The 17,415-nt window shown below is 54.5% G+C and carries 13 protein-coding genes; 3 read left to right on the top strand and 10 right to left on the bottom strand.

Going from position 1 to position 17,415, the window contains the following annotated elements; all coding sequences use genetic code 11:
• Nucleotides 1–16: 16 nt before the first annotated feature.
• The 3 genes from rsgA to asd are packed head-to-tail and all read left to right on the top strand — an operon-like array spanning nt 17 to nt 2,737.
• Nucleotides 17–1,057, top strand: coding sequence for a small ribosomal subunit biogenesis GTPase RsgA (gene rsgA / locus ACCI51_RS03550; protein WP_371842623.1), 1,041 nt, complete (start codon nt 17–19; stop codon nt 1,055–1,057).
• Nucleotides 1,054–1,848: a sulfurtransferase gene (locus ACCI51_RS03545; RefSeq protein ID WP_299580676.1), complete on the top strand. Its 795-nt coding sequence runs from the start codon at nt 1,054–1,056 to the stop codon at nt 1,846–1,848. Before rsgA ends, ACCI51_RS03545 begins: the two co-directional genes overlap by 4 nt.
• A gap of 25 nt (nt 1,849–1,873) precedes the next feature.
• Complete coding sequence (gene asd, locus ACCI51_RS03540; protein WP_371842622.1) at nt 1,874–2,737, top strand: archaetidylserine decarboxylase; 864 nt, start codon at nt 1,874–1,876, stop codon at nt 2,735–2,737.
• 72 nt (nt 2,738–2,809) lie between these two features.
• Here asd and ACCI51_RS03535 read toward each other — a convergent pair whose 3' ends face one another.
• The 10 genes from ACCI51_RS03535 to ACCI51_RS03490 all read right to left on the bottom strand — a co-directional run bounded on the left by ACCI51_RS03535 (nt 2,810) and on the right by ACCI51_RS03490 (nt 17,415).
• Complete coding sequence (locus tag ACCI51_RS03535) at nt 2,810–4,162, bottom strand: HD-GYP domain-containing protein (protein ID WP_371842621.1); 1,353 nt, start codon at nt 4,160–4,162, stop codon at nt 2,810–2,812.
• Nucleotides 4,163–4,334: 172 nt separating this feature from the next.
• Nucleotides 4,335–5,414 carry a uroporphyrinogen decarboxylase gene (gene hemE, locus ACCI51_RS03530; protein WP_371842620.1) on the bottom strand — a complete coding sequence of 360 codons (1,080 nt, stop codon included), beginning with the start codon at nt 5,412–5,414 and terminating at the stop codon, nt 4,335–4,337.
• Nucleotides 5,415–5,562: 148 nt separating this feature from the next.
• Entirely contained in the window at nt 5,563–6,981 is a 1,419-nt protein-coding gene (locus ACCI51_RS03525) for an FAD-dependent oxidoreductase (protein ID WP_371842619.1), read from the bottom strand.
• Between the two features lie 20 nt (nt 6,982–7,001).
• Nucleotides 7,002–11,450, bottom strand: coding sequence for a glutamate synthase large subunit (gene gltB / locus ACCI51_RS03520; RefSeq protein WP_371842618.1), 4,449 nt, complete (start codon nt 11,448–11,450; stop codon nt 7,002–7,004).
• Between the two features lie 343 nt (nt 11,451–11,793).
• Nucleotides 11,794–12,879 (bottom strand): 3-dehydroquinate synthase, encoded by a 1,086-nt coding sequence (gene aroB, locus ACCI51_RS03515; RefSeq protein ID WP_371842617.1) that lies wholly within the window; start codon nt 12,877–12,879, stop codon nt 11,794–11,796.
• 78 nt (nt 12,880–12,957) lie between these two features.
• Nucleotides 12,958–13,482, bottom strand: coding sequence for a shikimate kinase AroK (aroK, locus tag ACCI51_RS03510; protein ID WP_371842616.1), 525 nt, complete (start codon nt 13,480–13,482; stop codon nt 12,958–12,960).
• Nucleotides 13,479–15,680, bottom strand: a complete 2,202-nt coding sequence (pilQ, locus tag ACCI51_RS03505) for a type IV pilus secretin PilQ (RefSeq protein ID WP_299580655.1) — start codon at nt 15,678–15,680, stop codon at nt 13,479–13,481. Before pilQ ends, aroK begins: the two co-directional genes overlap by 4 nt.
• Nucleotides 15,680–16,210 (bottom strand): pilus assembly protein PilP, encoded by a 531-nt coding sequence (locus tag ACCI51_RS03500; RefSeq protein WP_299580652.1) that lies wholly within the window; start codon nt 16,208–16,210, stop codon nt 15,680–15,682. Before ACCI51_RS03500 ends, pilQ begins: the two co-directional genes overlap by 1 nt.
• On the bottom strand, nt 16,207–16,827 hold the full coding sequence (gene pilO / locus ACCI51_RS03495) for a type IV pilus inner membrane component PilO (protein WP_299580649.1): 621 nt from the start codon (nt 16,825–16,827) through the stop codon (nt 16,207–16,209). Before pilO ends, ACCI51_RS03500 begins: the two co-directional genes overlap by 4 nt.
• Before the next feature lie 12 nt (nt 16,828–16,839).
• Complete coding sequence (locus ACCI51_RS03490; protein ID WP_371842614.1) at nt 16,840–17,415, bottom strand: PilN domain-containing protein; 576 nt, start codon at nt 17,413–17,415, stop codon at nt 16,840–16,842.

Below are 17,415 nucleotides of genomic sequence, written 5' to 3'. Positions count from 1 at the left end.
CTCCAGGTGTCTGTGCATGAGTAAACGCAAATTGAACCGCCGCCAGCAGTGGCGAGTGACCAAAATCCAGCAGGAGCGCGAGGCGCGAGCGCGCAAACGCGAAGAGTCCGCAGAGCAGGTTCTCGACGATGGCCAGCTGGGTCAGGAGCAGACCGGTTTGGTCATTGCCAATTACGGCACCCAAATTCTGGTAGAGAGTGAGAGTGATGCCTCCTTGCGCCAGCGCTGCCACCTTCGCGCCAATATAGACACCCTGGTGACAGGTGACCGTGTCGCCTGGCACCCGGCCACCAGTGACAGCGATGGTGGCTACGGGGTTGTGGGAGCGCGTTTGCCGCGCAGCTCGGAACTACAGCGCCCGGACCGCTACGGAGACCTGAAAACTGTCGCGGCCAATATCGATCGTATCGTCATCGTTATTGCACCCTACCCGGAGCCCTTCGCCAATGCTATCGACCGCTATCTGGTCGCCGCTGAAACCACCGGCATAGCGCCGATCCTGCTGCTGAACAAAATCGACCTGATCGACGACGGCAACCGCGAAGCGCTCGAGGCGCTACTCGCGCCCTATCCCGATCTCGGCTACCCGGTGCTGCGCCTCTCCACCAAAACCGGTGAGGGCCTGCCGCATCTGCTCCAAACCCTAGCAAAAGGCAGTAGCGTTTTTGTGGGGCAGTCCGGCGTGGGCAAATCATCTCTGGTAAACGCCCTGCTGCCCAGCGCCGGGGCGCGTACAGGCGCCCTATCCGAGGCGACGCTCAAAGGCACCCACACCACCACCGCGGCGGAACTGTTTCACCTGCCCAGTGGCGGTGATCTGATAGACTCCCCCGGCATCCGTGAGTTTGGCCTTTGGCACATGGAGGAGGCCGCGCTTTTGGAGGGATTCGTGGAGTTTCGCCCTTTTATCGGCCACTGCCGCTTTCGCGACTGCCGCCACCAGGGCGAGCCCGGCTGTGCCATTCACGAGGCACTGGCCAATGGCGACATCAGTGAGCGCCGCATGAACAGCTTTCTGCACCTGCGCAACAGCCTGGAATCGGAGAACAAATTTTGAACCTGATTATCGAGGCGGAAGAACTCGCCGCCGAGCTGGAGCACGAGGAACTACTGGTTATCGACCTCAGCTCCAGCCAAAACTACCTCAATGGCCATATTCCCGGCGCTCTGCACCTGCCTTTTCAGGCACTGATGGCCGGCACTTCACCGGCACCGGGTAAACTGCCAGATTTGGAACAGCTCACTCGTGTCTTTCGCGCTATTGGTTTGCATGCGGAAACCCATGTGGTGGCCTGCGATGATGAGGGCGGTGGCTGGGCCGGGCGTTTCCTGTGGACCTTAGAGAGTATTGGCCACCGCAACTACAGCTACCTGAACGGCGGTATGCACGCCTGGCGCGGTGCCGGCCTGCCAGTGACCACTGAAGAGTCACGGGCCACTCCAAGTGAGATTGAAATCTCCATCGATACCAATGCCGCCATGAATGCCCAGCAGATTCAGGAGCAATTGGGCAACCCCGATTTCCTCATCTGGGATGCCCGTTCCCCCCAGGAATATTGTGGTGAAAGAGTATTGGCGATGAAGGGCGGCCATATTCCCGGTGCCATTAACTGCGAGTGGACCCAGCTGATGGACCCACAACGCGACCTGCGTATCCGCACCGATGCGCGGGAGATTCTGGCCAAACTGGGCATTGATGGTGAGCACAAAATCGTCACCCACTGCCAGAGCCACCACCGTTCCGGTTTTACCTGGTTAGTGGGCAAATCCCTGGGCTTTGATATCCGCCCCTATCCCGGCTCCTGGAGCGAATGGGGCAATCTGCCCGGTACGCCCGTTGAACAGTAAGCATTAGCAGAAACGTTGTACTTGTATGAACCCGAAACTCTTTACCACACTGCAATACCTGACCCCACAGCATGCGCTATCCCGCGCAGCCGGTTGGCTGGCGAATACGCCGATCAAGTCGATCAAAGACCCTTTCACCCGCTGGTTTGTCGATAAGTATGGCGTCGATATGCAGGAGGCCAAAGAAACCGACTGCACTGCCTACCGCACGTTCAACGATTTTTTTACCCGCGAGCTTAAGGAAGGTGTACGACCGGTTGTCAGCGGAGAACAGAGCCTCGCCTGCCCTGCCGATGGCGCAATCAGCCAGCTGGGCGGAATCCACAACGGACGCGTGTTCCAGGCCAAAGGTCACGATTACAGCCTGTTGGAGCTGGTCGGTGGCAACCCCGAGTTAGCGGCGCAGTTTAACGACGGCCATTTCGCCACGGTTTACCTGTCACCCAAGGATTATCACCGGGTGCATATGCCGGTCGACGGTACCCTGCGCAGCATGACCTATGTACCGGGCCAGCTGTTTTCGGTCAACACCGTCACTGCAGAAAATGTGCCGCGCCTCTTTGCCCGTAACGAACGCCTGGTATGCGTGTTCGATACGGCCGCCGGTCCCATGGCCATGATTTTGGTCGGCGCCATGATCGTCGCTGGAATAGAAACCGTATGGGCTGGTCAGGTGACCCCGCACACTCGTACAGTGCGCACCACGGACTACCAAGAAAAATCGCCGGTCTATTTGCGTAAAGGCGAAGAAATGGGGCGCTTTAAACTGGGTTCCACGGTGATCATGCTGTTCGGTGCTGACCAAGTGCGCTGGCTGGATAGCCTGGAAGCGGAATCCCCTGTGCAAATGGGGGAGCACTTTGGCAATAAAATTGCCGATAAAGGCTAGCCTCTTGGGAAGCGGCCTAAATGCGCCGCTTCCACTCGTCCAGGCGCTCCCTGTTTCAAGACAGTAAGCCGCCTACCTGGCTAGGCGCGAGAAGAAACGGGACAGCTGCCCACCACTCTTGAATAGATAATTGTCCCGCACGGCTGTGGTATTGACCTCGGGATAGGCTCCCGGCTCTATATCCCGCACAATGCTGACCTTTTCCTCGGGGCGCATCTTACCGCTCTGGATCAGCTTTTCAGCGCGATCTTCGGCCGCAGCCAAGTCAAATAGGCGCGGTTTACTCAACTGGCGCTTGTGCGCATCGAGCACGATCATCACCTTGGGGCGCAGGCGGCGGTCATAAGTCTGTTCCACCACAACCCCCACCTCTCCACTGGAAAGTTCTACCTGGGTGCCCGTGGGGTAAAGCCCTATGGCCTGAATAAATTCGACCACCAGCTGCTCCTGGTAGGCGATGCCGCGAAGGTCATAGAGATCCGCAACTGCCCTGGAGGGAGCAATGGGCTGGCTGGCTCCACGGGGATTAGTCGCCTCATCGTAAAAGGTCACTATCCCGCACATGCGTGCCAGCACAGGAATTTTGTCGCCGCGCAAGCCATCGGGATAGCCACCACCATCGTGGCGCTCGCGGTGACCACGCACAATATTGATCACCTGGGGGTCGACCTGCGCATCTGCGGACAACATCTGCACACTGTGCTGTACAAACTTGCGGTACTCCAGTTCAGCGCGCGGATCGCGCTGCTTCACTTGCAGTACCTCGGCCGGGATTGCCAGTTTCCCCACGTCCTTGAGGAGTGTGGCCACCCCCAATTGCACTAACTCGTGCCGCGCCAGGCCAATATGTCGACCAAACAACACGGCCCAAATACTGGCGCGCACCGAGTGGCTGTAGGTGTGCTCATCTCTATCGCGCACTCGAGCCAGCCAGGCAAAAGCATCGGGACTGCGCAACACGCTCTCGACCAAATCCTCCACTACCCGATTCATTGGCTGTACTGGCAGGGGGCGGTTACTCGCTACCAGTCCCATCACCTCGCCCATCCCACGCAGTATCTGCCCGTGTAGCTTGCGCGCATTGCCCGCCTCGCGCTGAGCCGGCTGCGGGGGTGGATAGGCCTTATGAGTAACCGTGACAGGGCGACAGGGAATGGTGACACGGGAGACAGTGCGTCCCTGCCCCTTGGCACTCGCGCCACTGCCAATCAGGCGGCGCAATGTGGCACCAGCGCTGCCCACCGTTTTATGTACATCCACGTAAACGTAACGGCAATACTTCTGCAGCTGGCGAATCTCTTCCAAATCGCGAACATAAAAACCCTGTAATGCGAATGGGGTGCGCGTCCAGGGCCTGTCGAGCCGGGATACAAACATGCCGCGCTGTAGATCACCGACGGAGATTTTTACTTGTTCGATTGCCACTTGGAGAGATGCCGACCAGTGTGATGATTGCCTGAAGACCGTCCTGAGTGCGGGCCCCGGCACAGCGACCGGGGCCCCTCAGACAGGCGCACCTTTATATCACGGACAGATATTGGCGAGCACCCTGACAAACTGCGACTGTATTCACAGACTTAGACACTAAACACCACAATTAAGCGTGATATTTTGCGGAAAGCTCCACAACAGCCTCGATCATGGCGCCAGCGTGGGCTGGATCGACTTTCGGGGTGATACCGTGACCGAGGTTGAATATGTGGCCGTTACCCTGGCCAAAGGACTTCAAAATCGCCTCTACTTCCTCGCGAATACGCTTCGGGCTGGCGTAGAGCACAGAGGGATCCAGGTTACCCTGCAGAGCGACGCGGTCCCCTACTCGTGCGCGGGCGCTGCCGATATCGGTGGTCCAGTCGAGCCCCAGGGCATCGGCACCGGTATCCGCCATGGCTTCCAGCCATTGGCCACCACCTTTCGTGAACAGGATCGCGGGTACCCGACGGCCATCGGCCTCCTTGATCAGACCGCTGAGAATACGCTGCATATACTGCAGGGAGAACTCGCGATAAGCGCTGTGGCTCAAAGCGCCACCCCAGGTATCAAAGATCTGTACCGCTTGAGCGCCGGCGCGAATCTGCGTATTCAGGTAATCGGTCACCGAGTCGGCCAGCACCGTTAGCAGCTGGTGCATCAATTCCGGGCGGTTGTAGAGCATCTCCTTACAACGGGCAAAGTCCTTGCTCGAGCCACCCTCGATCATATAGGTAGCCAGAGTCCAGGGGCTGCCGGAAAAGCCAATCAACGGCACACGCCCATTCAGTTCCCGGCGAATAGTGGAAACGGCGTTCATAACGTAGTCGAGGTCGCGCTCGCTGTTGACCACTTCCAGGGCCTCAATATCGGCGGCACTGCGCAGCGGCTTGTGGAATTTGGGCCCCTCGCCCTCCGCAAAATAGAGACCCAATCCCATGGCATCTGGAATTGTGAGGATATCCGAGAACAGGATCGCCGCATCCAGCGGGTAGCGTTCCAGCGGCTGCAAAGTGACCTCGCACGCCAGTTCAGTATTGCGGCACAAGTCCATAAAACTGCCCGCCTCCGCGCGACTGGCGCGGTACTCGGGTAAATAACGACCCGCTTGGCGCATCATCCACACAGGCGTTCGATCCACGGGCTGACGCAAAAGGGCGCGAAGAAAGCGGTCGTTTTTCAATTCGGACGGTTTGTTATCAGACATGGGTACACCGAGCGGGCTAAAAAAACGGCCATTGTACAGGGGGCGGGGCCACTATAAACAGAGCGACAAAAATATCATTGATACGAACTCAAACTCGCACGAAGAAAAAAACGGGAGGCTTAAAGCCTCCCATTCATGATTTAGCCGATCAGATATCCAAATAATCCAAAATACCCTCGCCGGCCTGCCGCCCCTCCCAGATGGCCGTCACCACCAAGTCGGATCCGCGCACCATATCGCCACCGGCAAAGACCTTCTCGTTGGAGGTCTGGAATTTGTATTTCTGCTCTTCCGGGGCAACCACGCCGCCCCAGTCCGCCACCTCAATTTTGTGCTCGGCAAACCACTCCGCCGGGCTTGGACGAAAACCGAATGCAACCAACACAATATCCGCCGGGATCACCTCTTCGGATTCCGGTACCACTTGCGGGCGGCGGCGGCCGTTCTCGTCGGGCTCGCCCAGCTGTGTAGTGACCACCTTAACCCCAGAAACCTTGCCATCGCCGACAATCTCCACCGGCTGACGGTTAAACAGAAATTGCACGCCCTCTTCTTTGGCGTTGACCACCTCGCGGCGGGAGCCGGGCATATTTTCCTCGTCGCGACGATAGGCGCAGGTCACGCTTTTCGCCCCCAGGCGGACAGAGCTGCGATTACAGTCCATGGCGGTATCACCACCACCGAGTACCACTACGCGCTTGCCCTCCACCGATACAAATTCAGCGGGGTCCTTTTCCCAACCCATATTGCGATTGACGTTGGCCACCAGGAACGGCAGGGCGTCGTGGACGCCGGGTAGGTCCTCGCCAGGAAAGCCGCCTTTCATATAGTTGTAAGTGCCCATTCCCAGGAATACGGCATCGTAGTCGTTGAGCAGCTGATCAAAACTGATGTCCTTGCCCACCTCAGTATTGAGACAGAACTCCACTCCCATCTCGACAAACACCTCACGGCGCTTTTCCATCACCGATTTTTCCAGCTTGAACTCGGGGATACCGAAGGTGATCAGGCCGCCGATCTCTGGGTGCTTGTCGAAAACCACCGGCTGTACGCCATTGCGCACCAAAATATCGGCACAACCCAACCCTGCGGGACCGGCGCCCACAATAGCGACCTTTTTACCGGTTTTTTCCACATGGCTGAGATCCGGGCGCCAGCCCAGGGCAAAAGCCGTATCGGTGATGTACTTTTCCGCATTGCCTATAGTCACTGCGCCAAAGCCATCATTGAGAGTGCAGGCGCCCTCGCACAGGCGATCCTGGGGACACACGCGCCCGCAGACTTCCGGCAGCGTATTGGTTTCATGGCAGAGTTCCGCCGCCTCAATCACGTTCCCCTCGCTGATCAACTTGAGCCAGTTGGGAATATAATTGTGCACCGGGCATTTCCACTCACAATAGGGATTGCCACAGTCCAAGCAACGGTGCGCTTGGCTCGCTACCTGGTTTTCGCTGAAAGGTTGGTAGATCTCCACAAACTCGTTGGTGCGCGTGATGATGTCTTTTTTCGGCGGATCGATACGGGACACATCGATAAACTGGAAATCGTTGTTCAGTCTGTCTTTCATACTGTTTCTCCACCCCAGCCTTATTCGCCGCGCTTGCGCACGTCAGAAAGAAGATCCGCAAGGCTTGCCGCCTTGGGTTTAACCAGCCAGAAACGGCTCAGGTAATCATCGAAATTATCCAGTAGCTCCGCGCCCCAGGCACTGCCGGTCTCCGCGGCGTAGGCCTCGGTCACCTCGCGCAGGTGGCTCTGGTGCGGCTCTAAAATCTCGCTGCTGATACGGCGCAACTCGATGAGCTCGTGATTGCAACGGTCAAAGAAATCGCGCTCCAAATCCAGTACATAGGCAAAACCGCCGGTCATGCCGGCACCAAAGTTGAAGCCTGTGCGCCCCAGTACCGCGACCATACCGCCGGTCATATATTCACAACAGTGATCGCCGGCCCCCTCCACCACGGCGAAGGCGCCGGAGTTGCGCACGGCAAAGCGCTCACCGGCACGGCCCGCAGCAAACAGTTTGCCGCCGGTGGCGCCATACAGGCAGGTGTTGCCGACGATACTGGTGTCCTGGGAGGCAAACTCGCTGCCCTGTGGCGGGCGAATAACCAGCTTGCCACCGGCCATGCCCTTACCGACATAATCGTTGGCATCCCCCTCGAGGTACATCTCCAGGCCACCGGCATTCCATACGCCAAAAGACTGCCCGGCGACCCCTTTGAGATGGAGCTTGATCGGGGCCTCGACCATGCCCTGGTTACCATGGCGTTTGGCGATTTCACCTGACAGGCGCGCACCCAGGGAACGATCGCAGTTGGTCACGTCATAACTGAAGTCGCCACCACTTAGGTTTTCTATGGCGGGCAGAATCTCTTCCACCATACGCTCGGCCAACTCCCCCTTATCCCAGGGTGCGTTCTTGGCCTGCTGGCACGTCTGCGGTTTGCTGTCGAGCAATGCGTCGGTGTGCAACAGCGGCGACAGATCCAATCTCTTCTGCTTATCGGTTTCACCTTCCAGGACGCGCAACAAATCAACGCGACCGACCAGCTCTTCCATAGTGCGCACCCCGAGGCGCGCCATCCACTCGCGGGTTTCCTCGGCGACAAAACGGAAGAAGTTCATCGCCATCTCGGCGGTACCGATATAGTGCTCGTCGCGCAAATTTTTGCGCTGAGTGGCAATGCCTGTGGCGCAATTATTCAGGTGACAGATACGCAGGTATTTACAGCCGATCGCTACCATGGGCGCGGTACCAAAGCCAAAGCTCTCCGCACCGAGAATCGCCGCTTTCACCACATCCAGACCCGTCTTGAGGCCACCATCGGTCTGCACCCGCACTTTGCCGCGCAAGTCATTGGCGCGCAGGGTCTGATGCGTCTCCGCCAGACCCAATTCCCAGGGGGAACCGGCGTAACGAATGGAAGTAATAGGGCTGGCGGCGGTGCCGCCGTCGTAGCCGGAGATCGTGATCAGATCGGCATAGGCCTTAGCCACGCCGGCAGCAATGGTGCCGACACCGGGGCGGGACACCAGTTTGACCGAGACCAGGGCATCGGGGTTGACCTGTTTCAGATCGAAGATCAGCTGGGCCAAATCCTCAATGGAATAGATATCGTGGTGCGGTGGCGGTGAAATCAGAGTGACACCAGGCACCGAGTAGCGCAGCCGCGCGATTAGGTCATTCACCTTGCCGCCGGGCAACTGCCCGCCCTCACCGGGCTTGGCGCCCTGAGCCACCTTGATCTGCAGAACTTCGGCATTCACCAGATAATGGGGCGTGACACCAAAACGCCCCGAGGCGATCTGCTTGATCTTTGAAACCTTGTCGGTACCAAAACGCGCCGGGTCCTCGCCACCCTCTCCACTGTTGGAGCGGCCGCCCAGACGGTTCATCGCCTGAGCCAGGGATTCATGTGCCTCCGGAGAGAGGGCCCCCAGGGACATGGCGGCAGAATCAAAGCGGCGCACAATCTGCTCGACCGGCTCAACGTCCTCGAGGGCGACCGGTTCGAGGTTTTCCTTGAAATCGAGCATATCCCGCAGAGTCGCTACCGGACGCTGATTGACCAGCTGTGCATAATCACGCCAGGCGGAGTAATCCCCGGTGCTGGCGGCACGGCGCAAGGCCGTCACCACATCCGGGTTAAAGGTATGGTATTCGGTACCGTGCACATACTTGTGCAAGCCTCCAGGGGACACCGGCTTGCGCGCCTTCCAGGCAATATCGGCGCGCGAGGCCATATCCGCCTGTAATTCAGTAAAGCCCGCGCCCTCAATACGAGAGGGAGCACCGGGGAAGCACAGGTTAACCACTTCTTTGGAGAGACCAACCAATTCAAAGAGCAGTGCACCGCGGTAGGAAGCCACCGTGGAAATTCCCATTTTTGACAGAATTTTCAGCAAGCCTTTGATAATGCCGTTGCGATAATTCTTTTGCGCTTCTGCCGCATCCAGCAGAAGTTCACCAGTATCGATCAGGTGATTGATGATGCTGTAGGAGAAGTAGGGGTGCACTGCGGTAGCGCCCACACCGACCAGGCAGGCGAGCTGGTGAGCATCCCGCGCACTGGCCGTATCCACAACCACGTTGGAGTCACAGCGTAGGCCGGCATGCACAAGATGGTGGTGCACGGCTCCGGTGGCGAGCAGCGCATCTATCGGTAGGTGGCCCTGGCGGATATCCCGATCGGAGAGCACCACGATCACGGTGCCGGCGCGCACCGAGGCCTCGACTTTGGCGCACAACCGCTCAATGGCGCCTTGTAAATCCAGTTCAACCGGGTCGAAATTCAGGTCGAAAATCTCCGCATCGAAGCCAGGACGATCCAGCGACAGCAGTGCGGTGTATTTCATATGGGACAATACCGGGGAGGACAAAATCACCCGGTCGGCGTGCTCCGGGGTTTCCTCGAAGACAGACTTCTCACGCCCCAAACAAGTCTCTAGGGACATCACCACCGTCTCCCGCAGGGGGTCAATAGGCGGGTTGGTCACCTGGGCAAACTGCTGGCGGAAGTAGTCGTAGAGAGAACGGTTGTAACGGGACAACACCGCCATCGGCGTGTCATCCCCCATGGAACCCACCGCTTCCTGGCCGGCTTCCGCCATGGGACGCACGACCTTATCGCGCTCTTCCAGGGAAGAGCTGAACAGCTTCTGGTAGACCTTGAACTGCTGGTGAGAAAAGTTGTTATCGACAGGGGCCGTTACCAGAGTGGAGCGAATACGGCGCGCCTTGTCTTTCAACCAGCGTTTATAGGGCTGGGTGCGCTTGAGCATATTGTCAATATCGGTGGTGTGGTAAAGCTTACCTTCCACAGTATCCACAGAGAGCATCTGCCCAGGTCCCAGTCGCCCCTTGGCGACCACATCTTCCGGCGCATAGTCGTATACGCCGACTTCCGAGGCGACAGTGATGATATCGTCCTTGGTAATCACCCAGCGGGATGGACGTAAACCATTGCGGTCGAGGGTACACACGGCGTGACGACCATCCGTCATCACCAGGCCGGCGGGACCATCCCAGGGCTCCATATGCATGGAGATATATTCGTAAAAAGCACGCAGATCCGCGTCCATACCCTCGACATTCTGCCAGGCTGGTGGGACTAGCATACGCACCGCGCGGTGCAGTTCCATTCCGCCCGCCACCAACATTTCCAGCATATTATCCAGGCTGGAGGAATCGGAGCCCTCGCGGTTCACCAACGGCACCAGCTCATTCAACTCGGGAATCAGCTCGGTGACAAACTTGTTGGTGCGCGCCACGGACCAATTGCGGTTGCCGGTGATGGTGTTGATTTCGCCATTGTGTGCCAATAGGCGGAATGGCTGTGCCAGGGGCCAGCGGGGCATAGTATTGGTGGAAAATCGCTGGTGGAAAACACAAATTGCGGTCTCCAGGCGGGGGTCGGCCAGTTCGGGGAAGAACTTGGGCAGGTCCGCCGGGATCATCAATCCCTTGTAAGAGAGCACACTGGTGGAAAGGCTGGCGATATAGACATCACCACTGAGCTGCAATTCGGCTTTGCGCCTAGCCACATACAAGCGCGCATTAAAGCGGGCCTCACCCTGAGCATTTTCGGCGTCATTGATAAGGAGCTGCTCGAAACGCGGCTGACAGTCCCTGGCGATGGGACCGAGGCATTCTGGGTTGGTGGGAACCGTACGCCAACCAACGATGCGCATCCCCTGCCCCTGCAGCTCACGCTCGAGAATCTGACGGGCGCCTTGCGCTTCTCCTTCGTCCAGCGGCAGCATCACGGAGCCCACCGCATAGGTCTCAGAAAGCTCGGCCCCAAAAAGCTGGCGAGCCTCCTCGCGCAGGAAGGAATCGGGCTTCTGCAGCAGTAAACCACAACCATCGCCAGTCTTGCCATCTGCAGCAATACCGCCTCGGTGGGTCATACAGGTGAGGGACTCGATGGCCGTCTGTACCAACTTATGGCTCGCCACACCGTGTAAATGAGCGATCAGACCAAAACCGCAATTGTCCTTAAACTCATCCAACTGATACAGACTGCTACCCATAGAATTCCTCGTCACTATCGATTGGGGGACCACAGGCATTGCCAGTTAGCGGCCTGCTATGGGCAAAAATGGCTTAACGCTCGCGCTACGCTCTCCTGCGGTCCCTAGGTAAAAGATCCCGAGATAAAAAAAGCCCTCATCTGGGGCTTTTTTATTGTTCTTTTGGCGGTCATCTGGCCCCGCCATTATCTCCGGGGGGCGCGCAATATTACTTTCTCATCACTACATTTTCAATATTTTGCAGTTTTTTTATCTGCCAAACAAAATTAAGACAGACGTATTTCCTATATGAGGGGTTATACGTAACCATCGACTCTAATGACCTGGATTTGCGAAGCCTCTGTCACCTGGCACCACAGTTCCTTAGCGCTTCCATAACTTTTTCCATTGGTGTGTCGTCGACAACTTTTGCATCGCCCAACGCCCTCAGCAAAACGAGGCGCAATTTGCCATCGATGACTTTCTTGTCGACCTGCATCACCCGTAAAAAATCATCGACACGCATGTCCTCAGGTGACCGCTGAGGCAGCTGGGCCCTTTGCAACAGATTACACACACGCTCGAGCAGCTCGCTGTCCACACCCCCTTGCAGTCGCGACAACTCCAGCGCCATTACCATACCTGCTGCAACCGCCTCACCGTGTAGCCAGCGTCCGTAGCCTTGCACCGCCTCAATGGCGTGCCCAAAAGTATGACCAAAGTTCAATATGGCACGCCGGCCTCCCTCGCGCTCGTCACTGGCGACGACCTCGGCCTTATCCCGGCAGCAGCGGTCAACCGCATAGGCCAGGGCCCGCGGGTCTCGTATCAGTAGCGCATCGATATTGGATTCTATCCAGTGGAAAAATGGCGCATCGCAGATCAAACCGTATTTGATCACCTCGGCAATGCCGGCAGAGAACTCTCGCTCTGGCAGAGTGCCCAGGGTATCCATATCCGCAAGCACCAATCGGGGTTGGTAAAAAGCCCCGATCATATTTTTGCCCAAGGGGTGATTCACGCCAGTCTTTCCCCCCACAGAGGAATCCACTTGAGCGAGAAGGGTGGTGGGCACTTGGATAAAGTCGACGCCGCGCTGGTAACAGGCGGCGGCAAAGCCGCACATATCTCCCACAACTCCTCCACCCAGAGCAATCAGGGTAGTGGATCGGTTGTGGCGCTGCTCCAGCAAGGTGTCAAAAATACGATTGAGCGTTTCCAGGGTTTTAAAAGCCTCCCCGTCGGGTAGCTCAACAACATCAAATTTATCGAAGTCGGAAAGTCCATCGAGGAGCTGGGCCAGATACAGGGGGGCCACAGTCTCATTGGTAACCACACACACCTGGCGTCCACGAATATAGGGCAGCAAGTATTGTGAATCGCCGAGTAGCTTGGACCCGATAACAATGGGGTAACTGCGCTCCCCCAGCTCTACATTGAATGAATGCATGGTGCTCCTCTTCCCACTAACGTCTATATGCAACGATTTGAGTCAATGAGACGCACTTTAGCACAGTGTATTTAGAGGTTACTGGGAGAGACTGGCCTGTAGGCGTTCTGCGACTAGAGTCGATGCCTGTTTGGGGGTGAGGTGGTCGGTATCGCAGATCACATCCGCCACTTCACGATAGAGAGGGTCCCGCTCCTGCAAAATTTCTTCAATACGCAGGCGTGGATTTGGCACGCGTAAAAGCGGGCGGTTACTGTTCTTGGAAGTGCGCTCTAGCAACTGCTCCACACTGGCCTGCAGATAGACTACATGGCCAAATTTCTGCAGCAGCCTCCTGTTCTCCTCCAACAGAACAATACCACCACCGGTGCCTATTACTTGGCAATCACCCCGGCAGAGATCTTCAAGTACTTCACTCTCCCGGCGGCGAAATCCCACCTCCCCTTCCACATCAAAAATCCAGGGAATATCCGCCCCTGTGCGCTCTTCCAGCACCTTATCGGTATCGGCAAAAGGTAGCTGCAACTGCGCCGCCAGCAACTTGCCGATCGTGGATTTGCCGGCCCCCATGGGGCCGACAAGAAAGATAGAGCGGTTAATCACTTGGCGTAAAAATTCTCATCATCCATTATTCGCGGGGTAATGAACATTAAAAGCTCCCGCTTGTTATCTTCGCGAATGGTTTTTTTGAACAATCTACCAAGATATGGAATATCTCCCAGTAAAGGGACTTTGGATTCAGTTTCAATTGCCACGCTTTCAAAAACCCCACCCAATACTATAGTCTCACCATCACGAACAAGAACTTTCGTCTCTAAGGTATTTACATTAATTGAAGGCACCGCAGCAAAGCTTGACACACTAAACAGTTGGCCAACCGTATTCTGTTCAATATTTAAAGTCATGATAATATTATTATCGGGTGTGATTTGAGGAAGCACATTAAGTTCCAATACTGCCTCACGGAATGTTACCGCTGCCGCACCGGAGGATGTAGCCTCGAGATATGGAATTTCCACACCAGACTGTATACTTGCCTCTTGCTTATCTCCTGTGACAACTTTGGGCTGAGAGACAATCTCAGCCATTCCCACATCCTCCAAGGCAGATAATTCCAAGCCTAAATAAAAACTCTCTTTCAAAATCGCATAAGCTAGACTTCCAGCCGGTGAACCAACACCCAAATCTACCATCAAAGGTTCATGAAAACTAATAGGTGAAGAGACACTTCCCCCTGATCCGCTCCCAATAACCGTGGAACTATTTTGTCCGCCAGAGCCAATAGCTATCGTATCATCATTAACGTCATGGGTTCCTGTGTAGTTCCATTGCACACCTAGCTCTTTAGAAAAATCACTATTCGCCGTCACTATACGAGCTTCGATCATGACCTGCCGAATTGGAACATCAATAACCTCAATCAATTCACGAAACTGGGCTATTTTATCCTCGGTATCAGTGAGGATAATTGTATTTGTACGCTCATCTACAATTGCGCTGCCGCGCGGGGATAATATACTGCCTTTATTTGCATCCCGGCTATTACCTCCTGTAAAGCCACCCTGACCAGAACTCCCACTATCCTTACCGGAGAACAATGTGAAAATTTCGCCCGCATCAGCATATCGGACATGTATATATTCAGTGCGTAGGGGGGCTAATTCTTGTAACTGCTTCCGAGTCTCCAGCTCTTGCCGCTCCCTTTCAGCGATTTCTGCTGCAGGAGCCACCATAATAACACTGCCTTCCTGCCGCTTATCTAACCCTTTGGCCTTTAGTATTAATGCCAAGGCCTGATCCCAGGGAACGCCATCAAGGCGTAAGGTAATGCGCCCTTGCACTGTGTCACTAGCTACAAGATTTAAGCCTGTAAAATCTGCAATTACCTGAAGGACAGAGCGAACTTCAATATCCTGAAAATTTAAGGATAGCTTTTTCCCGACAAACTGGAATTCTTTTTCTTTCTCACGAATTTCAGCTTCTGTCAGGGGCTTTACGCTAAGTACATATTCATTATCTGTCTGATAAGCTAGATAGTCATAATCTATATTCGTTGGATCAACAGCAATAACTGTATTGCGACCATCATAATCTACAGTTATTGAATTTACTGGTGTTGCAAAATCCGTCACATCAAGACGTTGACGTAATGATTCTGGAAGATCGGCGCCCAGAAACGTTAAATAAATTTTTCCTTTAGCCCGTTCAACATCAATATTAACTCCTGGATCAGACAGACTGACAATTACCTTGCCTTCCCCATCTTCGCCACGACGAAAATCAACATTCTTTACAGCTATCGAATCTGTCGCATGAAAATCATTATTTCCACCGAAACCCAAGCCAGCACTTTGAGAGTCCTGGCTCCCTGAGTTCCCTACAGTGGCAACAGAAGCAGAGTTTGCTCCAATCTCCATGACTAATTGATTACCCTTGCGCTCAGTAGAGTACACCGGTAATTGGTCCAAATTCACAATTAGGCGAGTGCGATCATCATTAGATACAACTACTGCACTCCTGGCCCCACCTATTCCTAAAGAATACTTCTTTTGGGGCAAGGCACTTTCAACTCCAGGAAAGTCAATCACAATTCGTGCAGGTTGTTCAATCGTGTAGCCTGTGGGCTCTGGAGCGGCATCGCTAAAAGACAAACGCAATTGCACTCGACTGCCAGGCAGTTCAGAAAACTGTATATCATTTAACTGGTTTACCTGTGCTTGTAAAATCGCCGGCACCATTAGTACCGCAAGCACTACTAACCGAATCGTAGCCAAATTTCTGGCAAGCTTTTTATGAATCATTACCCGTTGTCCTTCTCTTCCAACGCTAATGCGCGTGGCCTCTCAATCCAACTGCCAGTACCATCAGGCACAATTTCTAATACGTCTAGTTGGGCAGCTGTAGCACTAACTACACGCCCATGATTTTTTCCCACATAATTACCAACAGTTATTCTATGAATACCTCCGGCACCATCATCAATCAAAGCCCAAAGTTGCCCTTCACGAGACAAGGTGCCAACCATCGAAAGGGCATCAAAATTATACCTTTCAAGCAGCTCTCGCTGCCGGCTCATATCTGGCGCTATATCTAATTTACGACCAACTAAACGCTGATCGGATGCCAACACAGGGCGTGTAAAGGGGCTTCGCAGCGCTGTTGCGCTATAAACATAAGGGCTATATGGAGTAAAAGTTGGAATAGGCTCAATCTGCCCTTTAGGTCTGCTTTCAATTTCTGCCATCCTTTCATACAAATCAGAATGATCATTCTTTAGGCTGCAGCCCGCCATAGTTATCATGATGGTACAAAGGGAGAAAAACCTAATCACTCTTGATCCTCCTGATCCTTATAGCGATAAGTTTTGGCATTAATAACCATTCCCAAGAGACCAGCGCTGTCACGACTGGTTGATATATTAAAATCATGTAAGGTTACAATACGCGGCATACCAGCAATACCACTGATAAAAGATCCAAATTCATGATATCCGCCTTGTACTTGGATACGGATTGGGAGTTCCACATAAAACTCCCCAACTAACTCACTCTCCAGGGCAACCTTTTCAATCGTTAAGCCACTACCGCGACCATACTCATCAATATCTTCAAGCAGTCCAGGAACCTCTGTATCTTTTGGCAGCTGCTTTAATAAAGCACCAAAAGTTTCCTCCATTTCCATCAATTGGACACGATAGGTGTCCAAGTTTGCAGCCTCAAACTGCTTCTTTTCAAACTGAGAAAATAATTCTTGCTCCTTTTTCGCAGCAATTTCTAACCGACCATATAAATCGCCAACCCAGAGGTAATAACCTATCAAAATGATTACTGAGACTATGATGGCAAGGAGAGTAACACGCCCCAGTAAAGGCCAAACCCCTACACGACTAAAATCAATATCATTAATATCAAGTTCTTGAATCTGCTTAAGCGTATCTGCCAATGCCATGCTTATTTCCCTTTAGTTGGCCACGCCTTGGTCTTCATTATTACTTTTACGCCCGCTCATATTCACTGAGAGCTGAAATGCACTGGCCTGCTCACCAAAAGCCGGGCTTGCGGTAACATCATTAAGGTTGGGTGACTCATACCAATCAGACTGATCCAGATTACGCATAAAAGATGAAACGCGATTATTTGACTCTGCAATCCCGGATACGCTTAGGTTGTTACCCTTGCGCTCAAGAGTGGTCAACCAGAGCCCCTCCGGGGTAGCCTGAACCAACTCATCAAAATAACGCACTGCCAGGGGGCGGTTACCCTGAAGCTCCTGAATTACACGCATGCGGTCGATCAATTCCTGACGGCGCATCTTCAGGTCCTGAATTTCCCGCACTTGCTTATTCAAAGCATTAATTTTGACCTGTAGGATTTGATTGCGCTCGTCTTGTAGGGCGACTTGTCCATCAACGGTCTTCATCCACAAGAATACTGAGGCTGCCGCAGCGATAACCACCAGAGCCAGTACTTGCTGGAACTCTTTTTGTTTCTGCGCACGATATTCCTGGCGCCACGGGAGTAGGTTAATCTTGGCCAT

This window comes from Microbulbifer echini (genome assembly GCF_041447225.1).
GTDB classification, from domain to species: domain Bacteria; phylum Pseudomonadota; class Gammaproteobacteria; order Pseudomonadales; family Cellvibrionaceae; genus Microbulbifer; species Microbulbifer echini.
The sequence above is the reverse complement of the archived record's forward strand: the minus strand, read 5'-3'. Positions and strand labels throughout refer to the sequence as shown.

What these genes read in the sequence shown, in the direction of transcription:
- rsgA (WP_371842623.1), top strand. Translation starts at nt 17, where the DNA reads ATGAGTAAACGCAAATTGAACCGCCGCCAGCAGTGGCGAGTGACCAAA.
- asd (WP_371842622.1), top strand. Translation starts at nt 1,874, where the DNA reads ATGAACCCGAAACTCTTTACCACACTGCAATACCTGACCCCACAGCAT.
- hemE (WP_371842620.1), bottom strand. Translation starts at nt 5,414, where the DNA reads ATGTCTGATAACAAACCGTCCGAATTGAAAAACGACCGCTTTCTTCGC.
- ACCI51_RS03525 (WP_371842619.1), bottom strand. Translation starts at nt 6,981, where the DNA reads ATGAAAGACAGACTGAACAACGATTTCCAGTTTATCGATGTGTCCCGT.
- gltB (WP_371842618.1), bottom strand. Translation starts at nt 11,450, where the DNA reads ATGGGTAGCAGTCTGTATCAGTTGGATGAGTTTAAGGACAATTGCGGT.
- aroB (WP_371842617.1), bottom strand. Translation starts at nt 12,879, where the DNA reads ATGCATTCATTCAATGTAGAGCTGGGGGAGCGCAGTTACCCCATTGTT.
- pilQ (WP_299580655.1), bottom strand. Translation starts at nt 15,680, where the DNA reads ATGATTCATAAAAAGCTTGCCAGAAATTTGGCTACGATTCGGTTAGTA.
- pilO (WP_299580649.1), bottom strand. Translation starts at nt 16,827, where the DNA reads ATGGCATTGGCAGATACGCTTAAGCAGATTCAAGAACTTGATATTAAT.
- ACCI51_RS03490 (WP_371842614.1), bottom strand. Translation starts at nt 17,415, where the DNA reads ATGGCCAAGATTAACCTACTCCCGTGGCGCCAGGAATATCGTGCGCAG.